This window comes from Chitinophaga sp. (assembly GCF_036569185.1).
Classification (GTDB): domain Bacteria; phylum Bacteroidota; class Bacteroidia; order Chitinophagales; family Chitinophagaceae; genus Chitinophaga.
This window is the reverse complement of sequence record NZ_DATCRD010000214.1, coordinates 1-18,804: the sequence shown is the minus strand read 5'-3', so window position 1 is coordinate 18,804 and position 18,804 is coordinate 1. Positions and strand designations below refer to the sequence as shown.

14 protein-coding genes are annotated in these 18,804 nt (G+C 43.8%); 9 read left to right on the top strand and 5 right to left on the bottom strand.

Annotated features, from left to right (window positions below; all coding sequences use genetic code 11):
* The coding region (locus tag VIM72_RS16275) for a DUF2326 domain-containing protein (RefSeq protein WP_332003882.1) at positions 1 to 1,760 on the top strand (1,760 nt) is incomplete at its 5' end.
* A gap of 178 nt (positions 1,761 to 1,938) precedes the next feature.
* Here VIM72_RS16275 and VIM72_RS16270 read toward each other — a convergent pair.
* The 5 genes from VIM72_RS16270 to VIM72_RS16250 all read right to left on the bottom strand — a co-directional run bounded on the left by VIM72_RS16270 (position 1,939) and on the right by VIM72_RS16250 (position 8,211).
* Positions 1,939 to 2,256 carry a PDDEXK nuclease domain-containing protein gene (locus VIM72_RS16270; protein WP_332003883.1) on the bottom strand — a complete coding sequence of 106 codons (318 nt, stop codon included), beginning with the start codon at positions 2,254 to 2,256 and terminating at the stop codon, positions 1,939 to 1,941.
* 253 nt (positions 2,257 to 2,509) lie between these two features.
* Complete coding sequence (locus VIM72_RS16265; protein ID WP_332003881.1) at positions 2,510 to 4,975, bottom strand: ABC transporter permease; 2,466 nt, start codon at positions 4,973 to 4,975, stop codon at positions 2,510 to 2,512.
* Positions 4,976 to 5,138: 163 nt separating this feature from the next.
* Positions 5,139 to 5,876 carry an SDR family oxidoreductase gene (locus tag VIM72_RS16260; RefSeq protein ID WP_332003880.1) on the bottom strand — a complete coding sequence of 246 codons (738 nt, stop codon included), beginning with the start codon at positions 5,874 to 5,876 and terminating at the stop codon, positions 5,139 to 5,141.
* 65 nt (positions 5,877 to 5,941) lie between these two features.
* On the bottom strand, positions 5,942 to 6,820 hold the full coding sequence (locus VIM72_RS16255; RefSeq protein WP_332003879.1) for a helix-turn-helix transcriptional regulator: 879 nt from the start codon (positions 6,818 to 6,820) through the stop codon (positions 5,942 to 5,944).
* A gap of 302 nt (positions 6,821 to 7,122) precedes the next feature.
* Positions 7,123 to 8,211, bottom strand: a complete 1,089-nt coding sequence (locus VIM72_RS16250) for a Gfo/Idh/MocA family oxidoreductase (RefSeq protein ID WP_332003878.1) — start codon at positions 8,209 to 8,211, stop codon at positions 7,123 to 7,125.
* 73 nt (positions 8,212 to 8,284) lie between these two features.
* On the opposite strand from VIM72_RS16250, the gene VIM72_RS16245 reads away from it, so the two are divergent.
* The 8 genes from VIM72_RS16245 to VIM72_RS16210 form a co-directional block, all read left to right on the top strand.
* Positions 8,285 to 8,647 (top strand): helix-turn-helix domain-containing protein, encoded by a 363-nt coding sequence (locus VIM72_RS16245; RefSeq protein ID WP_332003877.1) that lies wholly within the window; start codon positions 8,285 to 8,287, stop codon positions 8,645 to 8,647.
* A 155-nt stretch (positions 8,648 to 8,802) separates the two neighbouring features.
* Positions 8,803 to 9,354 (top strand): RNA polymerase sigma-70 factor, encoded by a 552-nt coding sequence (locus VIM72_RS16240; RefSeq protein ID WP_332003876.1) that lies wholly within the window; start codon positions 8,803 to 8,805, stop codon positions 9,352 to 9,354.
* Between the two features lie 63 nt (positions 9,355 to 9,417).
* Positions 9,418 to 10,626 carry a FecR family protein gene (locus VIM72_RS16235; RefSeq protein WP_332003875.1) on the top strand — a complete coding sequence of 403 codons (1,209 nt, stop codon included), beginning with the start codon at positions 9,418 to 9,420 and terminating at the stop codon, positions 10,624 to 10,626.
* A 230-nt stretch (positions 10,627 to 10,856) separates the two neighbouring features.
* Positions 10,857 to 14,159 (top strand): SusC/RagA family TonB-linked outer membrane protein, encoded by a 3,303-nt coding sequence (locus tag VIM72_RS16230; protein ID WP_332003874.1) that lies wholly within the window; start codon positions 10,857 to 10,859, stop codon positions 14,157 to 14,159.
* 10 nt (positions 14,160 to 14,169) lie between these two features.
* Positions 14,170 to 15,630 carry a RagB/SusD family nutrient uptake outer membrane protein gene (locus VIM72_RS16225; protein ID WP_332003873.1) on the top strand — a complete coding sequence of 487 codons (1,461 nt, stop codon included), beginning with the start codon at positions 14,170 to 14,172 and terminating at the stop codon, positions 15,628 to 15,630.
* A 26-nt stretch (positions 15,631 to 15,656) separates the two neighbouring features.
* Complete coding sequence (locus tag VIM72_RS16220; protein ID WP_332003872.1) at positions 15,657 to 16,424, top strand: hypothetical protein; 768 nt, start codon at positions 15,657 to 15,659, stop codon at positions 16,422 to 16,424.
* A gap of 29 nt (positions 16,425 to 16,453) precedes the next feature.
* A complete protein-coding gene (locus VIM72_RS16215) occupies positions 16,454 to 17,389 on the top strand; it encodes an ABC transporter ATP-binding protein (RefSeq protein WP_332003871.1) in 936 nt (311 codons plus the stop codon).
* A partial coding sequence (locus VIM72_RS16210) for an ABC transporter permease subunit (protein WP_332003870.1) occupies positions 17,389 to 18,804 on the top strand: 1,416 nt, incomplete at its 3' end. The genes VIM72_RS16215 and VIM72_RS16210, both read left to right, overlap by 1 nt.

Here is an 18,804-nt window from a genome sequence, read left to right as displayed (position 1 = left end):
ATTCAGATACTAACTTAATAGATACAGTTTCATTTCACAATGGAATAAATATTATTTTGGGTAAGTATTCGGAAGATAAGGAGGCTAGAGGTATTAATGGCATTGGTAAATCTACGTTGGTCAGATTAATAGACTTTGCATTGTTAAGTGGTAAGGCAGAGAAAAGATTTAGCCAAAAGAAGTATGATTTTCTAAGAGATGATGAGCATACTATTACTTTGGAGTTTGTTGTAAAAAGTGAAGTGTACTTTATCAAAAGGACTTTTGCGGACTCAAAGAAGATTTATTTCGGCAAACGTCCTGATAAGCTTGATGAATATGAAAAATCAGATATGCCCAAGATCCTGGAAGGGATATTTTTTCCTACTGAGAATAGCGAGGTGTTTTTTGAAGGAAAGCGATATGGAACGCTAATGGAATTTTTTGTCAAGGATGATTTACAAAATCAACAAAGAGTTGACCCGTTAAATTTTGTTTCGTACACTGCTAATATTAGGGAGAAGGCCTTATACAATTTTTACTTACTTAATCTACCGACTAAGATACTTTTAAAGTATAACGAGATATCTACTGAATATGAAAAATATAACAATACCGTAAAATCTTTAACGGAGAAGATTAAGATTGACACTGGAAAAGATATACAAGAGTTTAGAACCGAGCGTTTAAAGATTGAAAAAGAAATTGCGATACTTGAGAACAGCCTAAAAGAGTATAATTTTCTTGCTAATCATAAAGAAATCGAACAGAAAATCAACCAGGTTATCTCGGAGATTAATGCACGGTCGATAATTTACCATAATACCAATCGAAAATTAGAAAAGCTCAAATCTTCATATAACGAGGTCGCTTCTATTGATTTGGATAAAATCCAAAAACTATATAATGAAACTGTATCGACATTCGGAAATTTTGTCAAAAAAAGTCTAGATGAAGTTATCGAGTTTAAAAAACAACTTCTTGCTAATAGAAATAAATACTTATTAGAGGAAGAGAAAAAACTACAATCTTCTATTGACGAAAGCTTACATCAACTTGAAAAACTCGAAAAAAACAGAAGTGAGTTATTTTCTTTGTTAAAAGAGAAAGGAGCGCTGGATAGAATTGAAAGCACATATGAGAAATTGGTGAACGAAAAGACACTTTTGGAAAGGAATACTGCAATAGTAAGGGAAATTGATGAAATTGAGGAGATATTAGGAAATTCAAATATTGTTATTGCTGAATTGAAGAGAGATATTGTTAGTGAATTAAATAAACATCAAGCATATCTTGACGAATTAAGATTGTTGTTTCAGCAAATACTTGAAAATGCGATTTATCTGGATGAAGAGTTTGATAATTCTTATTTTAATATTACTCCAAATCCAACATCTCCAAGAAATCAGTTACCCTTTAAATTCAACTTGGAAATACCTAAAGCTGATGCTTTAGGTCAAGAACGCTTAAAAATTGTGGCTTATGACTTAATGGTATTCTTAAAAAGCCGAATTGATAAACGAAATATTCCAGATTTTCTAGTTCATGATGGAGTGTTTCATGCCATTTCCAACAAAACTATATCCAATGTTTTGAACTATATGTATCACAAGTCCAACGAATTGCATAATTTTCAATACATCCTTACGTTCAATGAAGATGAAATTGACTTACACCATGATGAAAGTAAATTTGGAAAAATTGAATTTGACTGGTCTAAGCAAGTTATAGCAGAATACTCAGACACTGAGCAAGAAACTATCTTTAAGCGATTTTTTTGATATCTCATTTTAATGCCATTTCTATGGTAAGTAGTTGAATTTAGTTGACTTGTGCCAGTTTTCGGAGATAAAAAAGTAAGAAGGCTCTAGTTATTTACAATAAGGTTCAAGGAAGATATAGACCTCGCGCTATGCGCGAGGTTTTTCTTTTTACCTTAATTTTTGCTTTATAATGATCTTATCTATCAGTAGCATGTTTTAACTGGCTATCCACTGCGGATAAGTAGAAGTTCAATTTACCTGCATATTCCGGTTGAAATTTACCTGCCTTTAAATCTATAACTACAAAACAACGAAGGTGTAAGTGGTAGAATAATAAATCCAGGAAATAGTCTGACTCACTGATTTCTAATTTATATTGACGGCCAACAAAGGCAAAACCTTTCCCAGGTTCCAGCATAAAATGAGTTATTTTCTGTGTAAGGGCAAGCTCAATTTCTCGTTCCTGGGCATTATCTTCTAATCCAGGGAAATCAAAATGATAGAGATCTTTAATGCTTTCAGCTGCCAGATCAGATTGCGGTTTGGGTAGGGTTGATTCGAAGTTGTGATCCGCTTTTCCTTGTCTTAAATGATAATTGCTTTTAATATTAATCTCAAGTTGCGTCCTTGACCAACCATTTTTATGGATAGAGAGGCTTAGGTTTATTCACGTGGCTACCAGGTACACCGCAGTAGTTTCGATTACCGGAATTGACAGATCCCCACAATATCCAACCCGAAGAAAAAATACCCTTACAGCTAAATACCTATTCAGACCGCAGGCTCTTAATGGGGTTATTAAGCGCTATCCGGATTGTTTGGGAACTTAATGTAAGCAAAGCTGTAAACAACATACCCATACCACTTAACACAAAGATCCACCAGCTTATAGATGTACGGTCTGCAAAGCTTTGTATCCAACTATTCATAGCCCACCATGCAACGGGAGTTACAATAATAAACGATAGCAGTACCAGGTTAATCATTTCCATTGAAAGCAGCGTTACGATCTGCATTACTGTGGCGCCAAGCACTTTTCGTACTCCAACTTCCTTGGTGCGTAGGCTGGTAGTATAGATGGCCAGGCCCAACAGGCCCAGGCAACTGATCAGGATAGACAAACCCGATGCCCATGCGAGCAGGCGGGAGCTACGCTGTTCACTCTCGTAAAACCGGGCGATACTCTCGTCGTAGAAATTGTAATTGAATTCATCATCGGGATAAACCTCCTTCCATGCCTTGCCAATTGCGGAAATGGCAGTTTTCCATTCTTCCCCTCCAGGCGTTTGCGGCCTCAGGGCAATATGGAACACACTGTTATTCCAGGCTTCGGTGGATATCATGATTGCCATCGGCTTGACTGCATTATGCAGTGATTCCTGCCTGAAGTCGGCCACTACGCCCACGATCTGCATGCGCTTATCACCATTAAATTTCTCTATGTATTTTCCGAGTGCATCAATGGGATTTTTAAAACCCAGCAGCCTGCTATAGGTCTGGTTGATTACAAAGGCAGAAGAATCCGATTTCCTGATATTACGCCCTGCTAACAATTTTATGCCGTACAGATTGATGTAATCCGCGTCCGCAAATTTCAAATAAAGTTGCAGCTTTATGTTTTGCCTGCCATCGTAAAACTCGGCATCCGTTGAACTGGTTTGGTATGATGAGGGAGGTACTCCTCCTCGACTGATCATGCTGATCTGCGGTATTTGGCGAAGCTTATCGGCAAGCACCTGTTTCTTGCTTTCTGTATTGTTTTTCCAGGGAGTGTTCATGAACACAATGGCATCCTTCTTAAACCCAAGATCCCTGTTGAGGGCATAGCGGGTCTGCTTGCTGACCATGATCGTGGCAATGATAAAGAACTGGGCAATGACGAACTGGCTTACAGTGAGCGATTTGCGCAGCCACATACTTCGCGTGTTGCCGTTTTCAGTATGGTTCTTCAGCATAGTTACAGGCTTAAATGCCGATAATACCATGGAAGGGTAAAATCCGGCTAAAAGACTCACTACCGCTATCAGCGCCACAAGAAAGAGCAGGAATCCGGGCTGTTGAAGCGGGTTAAACCGGATCTCCGGAGCGATGAAATCAGAAAATATCTTTAGCAGGGAGGGAACCAAACTAACGGAAATAACAACCGCAATCAATGTAACCAGGAACGTTTCTGTCAGTAATTGTCCAATCAGTTGCCCACGAGTGCTTCCTATTGTTTTGCGGATGCCTATCTCTTTGGCCCGTTGCGACGATTGGGCGGTACTGAGATTGATAAAATTGATACAGCCCAGAATAAGCAGGAATGCTGCTATGGTCAGCAGGCTATAGAGCGTTTTCCTGTTAGCGATGTGGTTGCCCTGGTAGTTTCCGTATAGGGCATTAAAGTGAACATCGCTCAGCGGCTGCAACCCGAATTCGCGTGTATTGCCCACGTCGTCTGGCTTGGGTGGATTGTATTTAAGCGCTATTGCCGTAATGGCCTTTTCAACTGCCGTAGGGTCTGCGCCTGTCGAAAGTTTTACATAACACTGCGATGCAGACGAAGTACCACCCCAGTTGGTAAGTTCAAATCCGAGGTTGTCGCTTATCTTTTTTGTGACGGTAAGCGTGCTCAATGAAATAAAATCGCTGAACTTCAAATCTGTATTTTCCCTGAAAGGAGCTACTACCCCGGTAATCTGCAAATTGATGGAATCGTCATATATGAGCGTCCTGCCTATCATATCAGCGTAAGAAAGCCCGGGAAAGTATCGTGTGGCTTTATCTGAAGTAACCACCACCGTATTGGGTTGCATTAAGGCGTCCTTAACGGATCCTGCAAGCCATTCGTATCTAAATACATCAAAATAGTTGTTATCCGCAAGAATAATCTGCTGTTGCCGTTTAAATGTCTTTGCAATGCCTTTGAAAGGCACCTTCACATCCATTTCGTATAGGGTGATAAAAGGAGCCACTTTTTCAACACCGGTCGCTTCCTGCCGGATAGCCTGGGGCAATGGGGCGCTAACCCCCATATTATACACCTTTTCGCCGGAAAAATCGTAATTCGTAACCACGCGGTAAATGCGCTTCTGATCAGGGTGAAAACGGTCAAAGCTGAAATCGTGGTTTACAATCAGGAAGATGATCAGCGACGCACTGATGCCTATGGATAGGCCGGTGATATTGATCAGCGTAAACAGCTTATGCCGTTTAAAATGCTTCAGGGCAATTTTCAGGTGATTAGCGATCATAACTGCAGGTTATTTTCATACACTGTCAAAAATATGCCCAATCTGCCAATATGTTTATTTTCAACAAGTTAAAAATCGTTACCCATGGCTTGCTGTTCGCAAACGAACAGTAAACTGTACGTTTACGTTACAATAATAAACTATGCTTTGTACTACCATTAAACTACCAGGGTATTTCTCCTGTTTCAGGATTATTTTCCTCACTAAAAAATTTCCCCGTTGGGCCATCATTGCCAATCAGCGCATATTTTACTACCCGTTTCCCGGCATCAGCAACGGATCCAGTCCCACGATGTCCATTGAAATCTGTTTTTGTGAATCCCGGGCAAACCGCATTTATCCTGAAGCTGGTATTTTTTAATTCGTATGCCAGAACAACCGTGTACATATTCAGGGCTGATTTTGAGGAAAGATATACTGCGCCTTTGTAATCATAGTATTTATATGTTGGATCGCTGTGCAGGGTAATTGAGCCCTGGCTTGAGCTTACATTTACAATACGGGGCTCGGACGACTTGTTCAGTAAATCAATAAATGCCTGTGTAACCCGCACCACGCCGTAAACATTTGTATCATAAGTTGCTTTAAACTGGTCAATCGTGGAGTCAAGTGCCGTTTGTGGGTGACCACCATAAACCCCCGCATTATTAATAAGTATGTCCAGGACTTTTGTTTTTTTACCTATTTCTTTACGGGCTTTAAGTACTGATTCGTTGTCTGTAACGTCCAGCTGAATAACTTCTACATTGTTTAATCCCTTCGCTTTTAATTTATCAACGGCTTCAATGCCGCTTTCCAGGTTACGACTACCCAGGTAAACATACATTCCTTTTTGAGCAAGTTGCTGTACAACTTCAAAGCCAATGCTTTTACTGGCCCCTGTTACTAATGCAAATTTCATTTTTTGTGTGAATTTTATGAAGCAAAAGTAACGGCCCCCAAAACAGCGGAAATGGACAAATCATTTTATTTCCCCGACAAATCCTGCCCGGGCAAAAAATCACTCGCGCTTTTCCCTGTGCTTTTTTTGAAGAGCCTTGAAAAATAATCAGGGTCATTAAAGCCCAGTTCGTAGGCCAGCTCTTTGATAGAAGTATTGGAATAACGCAATCTTCTCTGGGCTTCTGCTATTAAACGGTTAGTAAAATAATCTTTTGGCGATGTTCCGGTATATTCTTTTACAATCCGGTATAAGCTGGTGGTAGATAAAGCTAATTTATCAGCAATTGCATTGATGGAAGGTTGCTCTGTAAGAGATGTTTCCACAACTAATTTGAACTCGATAAACTTTGAAAGGTTAGTGTTTAAGATATTGACAGGTTCTTTATTTTTGAAATAAGCGCTGTTTAATTCTGATAGCAATGAGTTCAGATAAGCTAATATTATTTCAGTGTCGGTTTCCTGTTTATCTATATAAAGTATCTGGTCTAAAATTCCGAAAACCTTTATTACTCTTTCTTTTGCTACGCTGTCAAGAATTATGGTTGGTGCGTTTAACGGGTTGACCAGAAAGGGGAATTGTTGTGGCAACAATGCCAATGTGTTTTCGTCAAATAGCAGTTTGAAATATTTTAGATCGTCAGGTTTAGCCGGTGGCGTAAAAAATTGGTTGGGCATTGCAAAAAGTAGGTGCCCATCAGTAAGTGTAAAGTCTTGCGAGTCTATATTATATGTAATTGAGCCGCTTTCAATTAATACAATAAAGTAAGAAGATAACCTGCGAGGTTGCAATAATTTATTTTGAATATCAGCTGAAAGATAAGGATTGTCGCTTGAGCGGATCTTTATTCCCAGTCCATCATGCTGTAATTCCTCGTTTTTCCCTTTTTGTTTTTGCATATTCATTGCTAAAAGGTTACAGGGTATCGCCATTTGCCCTCATTTCACCAGCAATACTTTTGTTTAATTATGGCAACTGGTGATACTATTCAGCTAATTTACGTAAATCGAACATAAAAAGCTCAGGAAATCACAGGATAGGCGACCGCCAGACCGTCTATCCCGACGACACAACTTTCCGGTATTAAAGTTTCCGGAGTAGATTTAAGATTTCCATCTTAGAGAAATAGCTAATTAATAAACTCCCTGCGGGACATTCCTTTCTTTTCTGCCGCCGAATATGTTAATTGATCCCAAGCAAGAGCCACTTACGCCGAAAGATCTAAAGGACTGGAAACCCGGGATGCATTCGCTTCAATTGCCTGCAATACCCTATGTAACGCCACTGCGTCGTCAAATGTTGGTGCACTACGGGTACCATTTCTTATATCGCCCCCTATCAACGCATACATCCGCGCAACATTCTCCATTATCGGGTTTTCCGCATGAGAGCTCAATAATTTCAGCGCTTTATCCTCACGCCCGGCGCCATAAATTGTAAGGGGCGCCAATTGTCCATGTCCAATAGTTCCTGTCACTTGCAGGTCTCCCTCGGAGCCATTGATCTCCCAGAGAAAATTAGTGCCTTTGGATATTCCGCCGCGATAATGAATGGAAATGGCCGCACCACTTTTCAACCTGCCCATTACCATGATTTGGTCTTCAGTAGTTTTAGGCTTTATTTCTCCGGTATCTTTTAGGGAAACAGTTGAATAGTTACTGAACATATGTGAATGGAGTTCATCAAACCCACCGAGCACTTTGAGCAAGCCGGCTAATGTATGTCCCAACGGGATCGTCAGCATAGTAGCGCCTTTGTTCTTCTCATATATATAATAGAGATCCGCAACGGTTTCGTCCCTCCATTGACCACCGGAGCCGATCAATGTGGTAGACAACACTTTCCCTATAAAACCATCGTTCACCAGCTGCTGTAAATAAATGACCTGTGAGGAAACCGCCATCTGTGTTCCTGCAACTGCCACTACACCTTTGCTGACTGCCAGTGCAGCCAGCCGTTCCACCTCTTCTAACCCATTACCCAACGGATGTTCGCAATACACATGTTTGCCGGCCATTAATGCAGTATATACCAGGTCATAATGATAGGGAACTTTCACGGTCACTACTACCAGGTCTATTTCACCGGAATGTATTAACTCCTGCACATTTTCAAATGCATACGGTATCTGCAATGCCTTGGCCGTACGCTGCGCACTTTCGTAAGTAGAGTTAGCCACACCTTTGACCTCAAAAACATCTGTAAGGGTTTTCAATGCCGGTATATGTGATCTCGATGCCCAATGACTATCCGGGTTTAATCCTATAAAGCCGATCCTGATTTTTTTTTTGTTCATCCTATTATGTTTAAATTCACATTGCAATGTTACAACAGAACAAAGGAAACACAGAACAGACAATTTTGTAAGTATGGCTATAAAAGAAAGTTCGACAAATAATATTAATCGTCAATTCCTTACAGAATGTAATTTGACTTATGCCATTCAATTAATGGGTGGCAGATGGAAGCTGCCCATCCTAATGCATGTTCATAAAGGAATAAAACGATTCGGCGAATTAAAAAAAAGCATCCCCAACATAACGGAGAGAATGCTGACACTTCAATTGAAAGAACTGGAAAGAGATGGATTGATCGGTAAAATTGAATTGACGTACACGGTAACACCCCTTGGAAGAGAGCTGATCCCAGTTTGCATCGAGTTACATAAATGGGGGAGTAAGCACAAGCTGCTCTTACATGGTAAAATAACCCCATTAGAGCCGCAGTTCTGATCTTGAGGTCAGGATCTTCAGAAAGGCTATCCTGAAATCAGAATTCCGTTTGTCAATTGCATTTTAATAGCTTAATTTTTTAATTACTTTTACATTTCAGCTAAAATCGGGTTGCAAATTTGTCGCGGAAATCTTCTTATAATGAGTCTCAGCTTTTGAGGGGTTTAACTTCGGGGGATACCTTACATTACTCTTATATCTTTAAAGAGTATTATAGCGCGCTTTCCCACTACGCAGAAACGATCATCGGTGAGCCCGGGCATGCAGAAGATATTGTGCAGGATGTTTTTGAAAGGTTATGGCAGAAGCCATATGCCTTCGAAGACCTCCGGCATCTGAAGGATTTCCTGTACAAAGCTACCCGTAATGCAGCCCTCAATTTTTTGAAAGGGGCGCAGCATAGTAAGGAACGCCAGGCTAAATTTCTCCACGAACAGGAGGAAGAGGCCACATCAGAGGACCTGGACATCATTCGCATGGAGGTTTTCAGGATGGTTTACCGCGAGATCAGCGGCCTGCCCGAGCAATGCGGGAAGATTGTCCGTATGAGCTATATTGATGGGCTGAAAAACGAACAGATCGCCGAAATCCTTTCCATTTCCCTCCAAACGGTTAAAAATCAGAAAACCAGGGGCATGAAGCTGCTGAGAATGCGCCTGTCGCCGGTGATAGTTGCCCTGTTCCTGTTATATTCCCACCATTCATAATTTTTTTTCGGTTCTTTTAGTACGATTGGAATACCATGTTGTGTTAATATAAACACATCAGACATGGCGTCTTCTTCAAACGATCCATTTATCATTGCAACGCTTATTTTCCGTTCGCAACAGGGCAGGCTTACAGCCGGCGAACAGGAAAAGTTGGACGCATGGATTTCTGCCAGTAACGAAAACCGGCAGTTGTGGGTCAAATTGAACAATCCCGATATACAACAGCAGCACGTGCGCGCCATGGCCCGGTTTGATGAAACCGCTGCGCTGGAGCGTTTTCTATCCAACAAGCCTGCAACATCAAACATACGCCGGATGCAGTTCCTTCACAAATGGAAATGGGCCGCCGCCGCGCTTGTAGTGGCGTTAGGCGTATCTGCTTATTTCCTGCTGGCGCATCGTGGGCAAAATGGGGAGCGGTTTGGCGGCAAATTAGCCCATGACATCGCACCCGGTAAAAACGGCGCTATCCTGACACTGGCCGATGGTACGCAACTGGTGTTAGACAGTTTAGGTGAAGGAAAAATCGCCACGCAGAACGGTACGCAAATTTCGCTGAACAATAACGAGCTTAAATACGATGCCTCCGCTGCAACAGGAGAGGCGGCCCTTAATACCATTACCACGCCTAAAGGTCGCCAATACCATGTTATTCTTCCTGATGGAACGGAAGTATGGCTGAATGCAGCGTCTTCTATACGATACCCGGTTGCTTTCAAGGGACAGGAGCGAAGGGTGAAGATCAGCGGGGAGGTTTATTTTGAAGTGGCCAGCAAGAGCTGGCAGCCCTTCGTAGTGGAAACAGACCAGATAAAACTGGAAGTACTGGGCACTTCATTTAATGTAAATACATACAATGACGAAAAAACAATCCGTACAACGCTCCTGACCGGCGCCGTGAAAGTAACGCCGTTGCCTGGCATGCTGCCTGCTACCCGGCACAAAGTGCTGGTGCCGGGCCAGACAGCGGTTTTAAGCAGGCCGGATGCCTCGGAAGCGGCTACACTGACAGTAACGGAAACGCCTGATCCGGATAAAATTATCGCCTGGAAAAATGGCCTGTTTAATTTTGACGGTATGGATTTATACAGTGTAATGCGCCAGCTGGAAAGATGGTATAATATAGAGGTACAATACGTTGGAAAGCCGGATAATGTGATCTTCAAAGGCAAAATGCACCGCAATACCAATTTGTCCGACGTATTAGAAGTATTGGAAACGATGGATGTTAATTTTGAACTGAAGGGGAATATTTTGTATGTAAGATAGCAAGGTAATAGAAGATGTTGCTTAAATAAAACCGGAAGTGCTCGCGACACTCCCGGTAGATGTTCAAGTAATGTAATAATCACAATCAGGTAAAAGACTGCTTATTTATTCACTTAAACACTCCGTCCCTTATAAGAAGGGACGGATCATGCAAAGGTATGCCAATTATTTTTTATTGCATGCGGATTCCTGATGAATGGAAACGTAGCTCAACCAAATCTCTGTTAGTCATGAAACTAACATTCTTTCTCCTTACTGCCGCCCTGTTACAGGTATCTGCCAGAGGCCTTTCACAGAGTATCAACTTTAACGGTAAAAACGTTTCACTGGAAAAAGTTTTTGCCGCGGTAGAATCGCAAACCGATTATGTTTTCCTGTATAAGGCTACGGCCCTGTCAATGGCAAAACCGGTTACCATCACTGCCAGGGGAACCGACCTGGCCACCTTTCTTAACAAGGTATTCGAAAACCAGTCACTGACCTACAGGATCATCGACAAAAACATCCTGGTGTCCCGGAAAGAAACCATGGTGGCTGTAACCAGTCCACCTGCAGATTCAACGCCGGCAAAACCGGAAATGATCAATGTCTTTGTTTATTCTTCCGGTTATACACCGCTGATCAGCGCTACTGTCAGCAATCTTACCGATAAACGGAACTACCTGACCGCAGGAAGCGGCACTGTTCAGGTGCCGGTAAGGTTGGGCGACCAGGTGCGGATCAGCTATATCGGGTATGTGGACCACCTGTTTAAAATAACGGAGCAGGTTGTTGCTGCCAAATCGTACAATATAGAGCTGGCGCTTTCCGAAAATAAACTGGATGAGGTACAGGTCACTGTTCTGGGCACTACCAATAAAAGGACCGGCACAGCTAATATCGCCACGGTGAAAGCCAGTGATATCGAAAGACAACCCGTTGTAAATATACTGGATGCGATCGCAGGCCGCGTTCCCGGTCTCAGGATCAGCCAATCGGCCAACACGGCAGGCGCCAGGAAAGTAGAGTTACGCGGACGTAATGTACTGAACCAAAATATGTATACAGACCCGCTTTACGTGGTAGACGGGTTGCCGATTGCTACTTTGTCTGTTAATCCGTTTGGAGGAAACACACCTGTCCAGGGCGGCTATTCCACTTCCGAAAGCCCGCTGTATATGATCAATCCCCTTGATATTGAAAGCGTGGATGTGCTGAAAGATGCGGATGCCACCGCGTTGTACGGCTCCAGGGGGGCTAACGGCGTGATCATCATCACTACCAAAAAAGGAAAACCTGGACCTACCCGGTTTAATGTAAGCTACTCCAAAGTATTCTCAGGTGTGCAGCGGTATATGAATATGATGAACACGGAACAATACCTGGCCGTGAGAAAGGAAGCCATGCTGAATGATGCAGCTTTTCCTACCCGGGATAATGCCCCGGATCTTACCATCTGGGACCAGAAGGCTTATACCGACTGGCAACGCGCCTTCTTTAAAAATGAGCAGTCAAACGATGTGCAACTGAGTGTGGAAGGAGGGCTGCTGCTCAATACATACCGCGTGAGCGTAGGATATACTTCCACAGCGGAAATGTACAACCAGGGCAGGGGGAACAAGCGTTTAACAGTAGGTATATCTTTCAACCACCGCAGCCCGAACGGTAAGCTGCAGGTGGAGCTGTCTACCAATAATACTTATTCCAACAATGAAACGGCAGCTACGTTAGACTTTTTTTCACTGCCGCCCAATGCCCCGGGTATTTATGATGAGAACGGGGAATATAATTTTGCCCCGTACAGGAACCAGTATGGGTCCGTTTATCCATTCAAGGATATTAAAAACTGGGGCGAGAATCAAACGCTGAAAAGTCAGACCAATGTCGGGTTTACTTACGAGATATTTAAAGACCTGACAGCAGGCGTTCGCCTTAGCGGGGAATTTTTCTCCAATAAATCAGGCAGCTTTATGCCTAAAGCAGGGAAAGATCCTTTGTTCTCTCCCATAAGTATGGCATTTTTTGGAACCGGTTCCGGAAAGAGCCTGCTGGTAAGGCCGAATATCAACTATCTTAAACTGTTTGGCGGCGCCAGGGTGTCTGCTTCGCTGGCAGCTGATTACAGTTATGCCGACCAGGATGCGGTAACGCTGTTGGGGATGATGTTTTCCAACGATAACCTTATTAAAAGCTACTCGAACGCCCAGATTATACAGGCCATGAATAGTTATGCCGAGCTGAAAGTGGTATCCCTGCTGGCAACGGTTACTTTCGACTGGCAAAATAAGTACCTCATCAGTTTAAATGGCAGGAGGGATGGCTCTTCGCGCTTCGGGAGCGGCGCCCGTTTCGGGAACTTCGGATCTGCAGGGGCTTCCTGGGTTTTATCGAATGAAGAATGGTTTAAGCAGGCTAACATGAATTGGCTGAGCTTTGCCAAAATAAGATCTACCTATGGCGTTATGGGAAATGCTAATGTAGGCGATTACCAGTATCTCTCCCGCTGGTCCGATATCCCGGCCGGTTCCCTGGATAGATTTCCTGACTATGATGATCAGCCCATCTATATGCTCATACAACCCGTTAACCAGAAATACAGCTGGTCCAGCGCCAGCAAGTTTGAAGTGGGCGCACGGCTGGGATTTTTCGACAGCAGGTGGAATCTTGAAGGTAACTTCTATATCAACCGGGACGGAAAGCAACTGACAAACATCACTACGCCGGCGTTCACGGGCTTTCCCGCTGTGGTGGGCAACTGGCCCGCTGTTATCCGGAACAGGGGGGTAGAGCTGATGCTGGATGGAACAATCCTGAACACGAGCACCTGGGGCCTCACTGCGCGTTTCCAGATAAGTAAGAATAGTAACACACTGGTAGCTTTCGAAGGGCTGGAAGATTCTCCTTATAAAGATATGTACAGGATCGGGGCTTCTGTAACCACAAAATCCTACTCACATTATATTGGCATCAACCCTATGAAAGGAACGCCCGAGTTCGAAGATTATAACGGGGATGGGGTCCGGCCTGCCGGAATGACCTCTACCAACTTCCCGGACACGGAGCTGGATGATCATTACAAGATGATTGACCTGAACCCTAAATATATGGGCGGGATGGGCTTCCGGGTCGACTTTAAGCGGGTACTTTCATTGGATGCACAATTCAGCTTCGAAAATGCCCTGGTAGAAGACAAGTTGAATAACCTCGGATACGGAGGCATGATGAACATGGTGTTGTACGACGAAATTCAAAAAAGGCACTGGCAGCAGCCGGGCGACAAAGCGCTGTATGCAAAGTATTCTACCAGGAACAGCGGCGTGTTTTTCGGATCGGATGCGTACTATGCCAAAGGCGCTTATCTCAGCCTGGACAATCTGAGCCTGTCGTATATGCTGCCTGTATCATGGTTAAAAAAGGTAGGCATGAAACAGGGAACGGTTTCCTTGAATTCATCAAAGATTTTCAAACTCTCGCAATACAGAATGTCGGATGTTGAATTGGGCACTACGCCACAGATCAGAAGAATTGCCGCTAACCTGAGATTAAGCTTCTAAAATTAATCGTATGAAAAAAAATACTTTCAGTATAGCTATAGCCGGTGTTTTATTGTCAGGACTGTTGGTAACGGGTTGCAATAAAATGCTGGATATAAAGGACCCAATAAATTCAATCACTACCAACCAGGTTTTCCAGACCGACGATCAGGCATCCATTGCGCTGAATGGTTTGTATTCTTACCTGATCAACGGGGGAGAGAACGAGCTCAATTCGTTCGCGACGCTGGGCAACGAGTTATTCAGCGCAGGAGGTGTTACGCTGGCAGCTGGTCATTCGGCGGATGAATTATATCACCCCTCGCTCAGCGGAGACGACCAGTACTTCGTGGAAACAGCCAACAAGATCACATTGCAGAGCCTGGGCTATTCTCCCAAAATGTGGAAATCGGCTTATAAAGGGATTTTCAATGCCAATGCGCTGATAGAGGGGGCAAAAACAGCTACGTCAAAAGATTTTACCCAGGCCTACCGGAAACGGGTGCTGGGCGAGGCGCTTGCAGTAAGGGCCATGGGATATTTCTACCTGGTAAACCTGTTTGGAAAAGTTCCCCTCGCCTTATCCATCGATTATAATGATACACAAAAACTCCCTTCCGCCAGCCCCGACGTGGTATACCAGCAGATCATCAATGACCTGGAAGAAGCGTCGGGGTATCTTTCCGGAAATTACGATGGAAATAATGTGGAGCGCATACGGATTAATAAATGGTACGTTAAGGCATTGCTGGCAAGGGTTTACCTGTTTACCGGGAATTATGAAAAAGCCTGGCAGCATGCTAACGATGTGATCAGCGAAACAGGTTTGTTTCAACTGGAAAGTCTGAACAAGGTGTTCAGCATATCCAGCCGGGAAGTTATTTTCCAGTTGAAGCAGAGTAATATTTCGGCAGTCCGGGGCAATGCCACGCCCGAACAATTTGCGATGACAGGCCGGTATCTTACCCCCATGCTGGTGAATGCTTTCGAAGCGGGCGATAACAGGAAAACCGAATGGACGCAGGAGGTACCCGGCGGCCCATTTACTCCTGCCGGTTTTTACCCTGCCAAGTATAAGATCAATTCCACCAACCATGTAGTAAACGGATACAGGTCTGAATATTATGTAGTAATGCGGCTCGCGGAAATGTACCTGGTAAGGGCGGAAGCGAATATGTTGCGGGGCGCGGCCAATAAAAATGCTGTGATCGATGATCTGAACGCCATCAGGAGGCGGGCCGGATTGAATGATCTGTCCTATACTTTAACCGATCAGCAGGTAACGGATGCCATTGCCCACGAAAGGCGGATAGAGTTATTCGCGGAATGGGGGCACCGTTGGCTGGATCTGAAAAGGACGAACAAGGCTACCGGGGTGCTTTCGGCGGTATCTTATAAACAGCCGTGGAATCCATACCAGTTGTTATACCCGGTTCCTCCGGACGAAATCCTCTGGGACAACCAACTCTCCCAGAACATCGGTTACAACTAAAAGTGATCACCATTAAATCAGGAAAGATGTTTCAATTCAGCTACAAAAAATATTTTAAAGCAGGGATATTAGTTGCAGGCATACTGATATCCGGTACATCCTGTAAGAAGGAATTAAGGGAAGAGATATTTCCGGCGTCTTTGTCGATTGTGAACGGAATTAACGACAATACCTCTTTCCTGACCGTCTATTTTGGAAATTCACAGCCCAAAATCTATGGCAGGCTATCTTATATTTACAATGGTACCTCTTTTGATTACGCCACTGATAAAATAAATCAGCCGGTTACATTGTTCAGGAACAATGACACGCTTCAGCCTAATAATCCTTTCCTGAAAACCAACCTGCAACTGGAGCCTGGCGGAATTTATACGCATTTTGTGTACGGCAGCCCGGCAAAAGTGAAGCAAAAAACCGTAAAGGAAAATCTTCCTGCCCGCAGCCTGAGCGATAGTGTGGTCAATCTACGGATCATTAATCTCTTTGATAACAGGCCAATTGATGTGTTGCAGCTGGAGCCGGTGCCTGGAACCATGGTGTCTAACCTGGCCTATGAAGAGCTCTCCGGTTTTATAAAAGTTCCTGTCAACGCATCCGTTAAGAACTTCCGTTTCGAAGTGAAAGACCATGCAACAGGTGTTACGCTGACAACTATGTCTGAAGTAAATATTTATCCGGGCTCAACTACGCAAAACGCCCAATGGCTGTTTAAAGCACGTACCATGTTAGTAACCGGGACATGGACTTCCGGGAGCGCTTTTTCGGCCGTTGCAAAAAGCATTGGTCATTTTTAATCCAAGTTTTTAATCATAAGTAACATTATATGCAGCCTATATTAAAGGTGGAGAACCTGTCGCATAGGTATGGCAGTTCCTGGGCCATACGCGAAATAAATTTTGAGATCAATGATACCGGGGTTGTAGGACTGCTGGGTTCCAACGGAGCGGGCAAGTCTACCACAATGAATATTATTTGTGGTACCCTGCTGCAAACAGAAGGGAATATTTCCATTAATGGGCTGAACATAAAAGAAGATCCCATTGAATATAAAAAACAGATCGGCTTTTTGCCGCAGCAGGCGCCCCTGTATATGGATTTTACCGTGCAGGAATACCTGGAGTATTCTGCACAGCTAAGATTGATGGATAGGCGCCTGATAAAAAGCGCCGTGGAAGAGGTGCTGGAGAAAACGTCCATCACGCAGATGCGGTCACGTCTTATAAAGAACTTATCCGGCGGATACCGGCAACGGGTAGGTATCGCGCAATCCATCATCAACCGGCCTAAAGTGGTGATCCTTGATGAGCCCACCAATGGCCTTGATCCCAACCAGATCATTGAAGCAAGGAAGCTGATAAAAGAAATAGCGCAGGACCGCGCCGTATTGTTGTCGTCGCATGTATTGTCCGAAATTAACCTGCTTGCCAAAGAGATCATCATGATTGAATCCGGGCGGGTGGTGTTTTCTGATACACTGGATGCTTTTAATAACATCCTCCAACCCAATACCCTGATAGCCAGGATGCTCCATATGCCCCCGCCCGAAGAATTGATGGCGATGGAAGATGTACAGAAAGTAGAGTTGCTGCCGGATAACAAATGCCGGATCTATTTCCATCCTAACGATGACCTCGCGGAAAGGATCGTGAAAAAGAGCGCAGAAAAGAACTGGCGGCTCACTTCCATTCACACGGAATCTTCCGGTATAGACAATGTATTCAAACAATTATCATCAAATGCTTCTTCAACCTTACATTAATGAGAGTAGTTTTTAATATAGCGCGGGCGGAATTACGGTATTTTTTCTTTTCGCCGATCGCATGGTTTGTATTGATCTTATTCCTGATGTCCAGTGCGGGCATCATTATGGGAAACCTGTCGGATACGGCATTGCAGCAAGACACTTTGCTGGAGTTGCAGGGAGCGCTTTTCAAGGGTTTTCTCAATACGCCGCTGACCAAAAATGTGGTTGGCAAAGCGCTGGATACGGTACTGATGATCTTCTTTTTGTTCATCCCGCTGCTGACCATGGGCGTTATCAACCGCGAATATTCCGCTGGTACCATTAAGTTGCTGCATTCATCGCCGGTGAAAACACGCCAGGTTATCCTCGGTAAGTTCCTGGGGGTATACAGTTTTGTATGCCTGATGATCCTGATCTTCCTGGTGGAGCTGACCATACTCACCTTTTCTATCAGGAATGCAGAAGTTCTGCATATCATTGCCATGGTGCTGGGTTTCTTTTTACTGGCGGCCATGTATGTAGCAGTGGGTATGTTTATCTCCAGTTTAACTTCATACCCGATTGTTGCCGGGATCGGCACATTCGTGGTGCTGATCCTGTTCTCCACTTTACACCTGTTGTTCCAGGGAACAGATTATGTGCGGGATATCACCTATTTCCTTTCCAGCTCGGGAAGGGTAGAGAGCCTGCTGGGGGGGCTGCTTACAACAAAGGATCTCATCTACCTGTTCAGCATTACTTCCCTTTTTATTGTATTCACCATCATTAAAACAAAATCGGTTACCGAGTCGAAATCATGGCGGGTTTCAGCAGGCAGATACCTGGGAGCGTTCATGATAACGGTGGTTATACTTGTAGTAAGCTCCCGGCATGGTTTGATCGGTTATTGGGATGTAACCAGGAGCAAAGTAAATACACTGCATGAGAATACCCAGGCGGTATTCAAACGGCTGGACGGATCACCACTGAAGGTAACGCTGTATACTAACCTGTTTGGGTATAACCTGCTCAATGGCTTGCCTAATGCGCGCAATAAATACCTGTGGGACTTCTGGGCCAGGTATCGCCGCTTCTATAACAATATGGAGTTTGAGTATGTTTATTATTATGATGTGAACAAAGGGGATAGTTCGGTATTCCAGGCGTACCCGGGTAAATCGCTGGATGAAATAGCAGAGAAGTATGCAGAGATGTACAAAACTGATCTTTCTATCTATAAAAAACCGGCAGAGATCAGGCGCCTCATCGACCTGGAACAGGAAACAAAAGGCTTATTGATGCAGCTGGAGTATAAAGGGAAAAAAACGTTCCTGAGAACCTACCAGGATCCTATTGTTTTCCCGGATGAAAAGCATGTTTCCGGTAGCCTTTTGCGTTTAGTGAATGATACAACGCCAACATTTAAATTTCTTACAGGGCATTATGAGCGC

Coding starts and splice junctions, on each gene's coding strand:
- VIM72_RS16265 (WP_332003881.1), bottom strand. CDS start 4,975: ATGATCGCTAATCACCTGAAAATTGCCCTGAAGCATTTTAAACGGCAT.
- VIM72_RS16260 (WP_332003880.1), bottom strand. CDS start 5,876: ATGAAATTTGCATTAGTAACAGGGGCCAGTAAAAGCATTGGCTTTGAA.
- VIM72_RS16255 (WP_332003879.1), bottom strand. CDS start 6,820: ATGAATATGCAAAAACAAAAAGGGAAAAACGAGGAATTACAGCATGAT.
- VIM72_RS16250 (WP_332003878.1), bottom strand. CDS start 8,211: ATGAACAAAAAAAAAATCAGGATCGGCTTTATAGGATTAAACCCGGAT.
- VIM72_RS16245 (WP_332003877.1), top strand. CDS start 8,285: ATGGCTATAAAAGAAAGTTCGACAAATAATATTAATCGTCAATTCCTT.
- VIM72_RS16235 (WP_332003875.1), top strand. CDS start 9,418: ATGGCGTCTTCTTCAAACGATCCATTTATCATTGCAACGCTTATTTTC.
- VIM72_RS16230 (WP_332003874.1), top strand. CDS start 10,857: ATGAAACTAACATTCTTTCTCCTTACTGCCGCCCTGTTACAGGTATCT.
- VIM72_RS16225 (WP_332003873.1), top strand. CDS start 14,170: ATGAAAAAAAATACTTTCAGTATAGCTATAGCCGGTGTTTTATTGTCA.
- VIM72_RS16220 (WP_332003872.1), top strand. CDS start 15,657: ATGTTTCAATTCAGCTACAAAAAATATTTTAAAGCAGGGATATTAGTT.
- VIM72_RS16215 (WP_332003871.1), top strand. CDS start 16,454: ATGCAGCCTATATTAAAGGTGGAGAACCTGTCGCATAGGTATGGCAGT.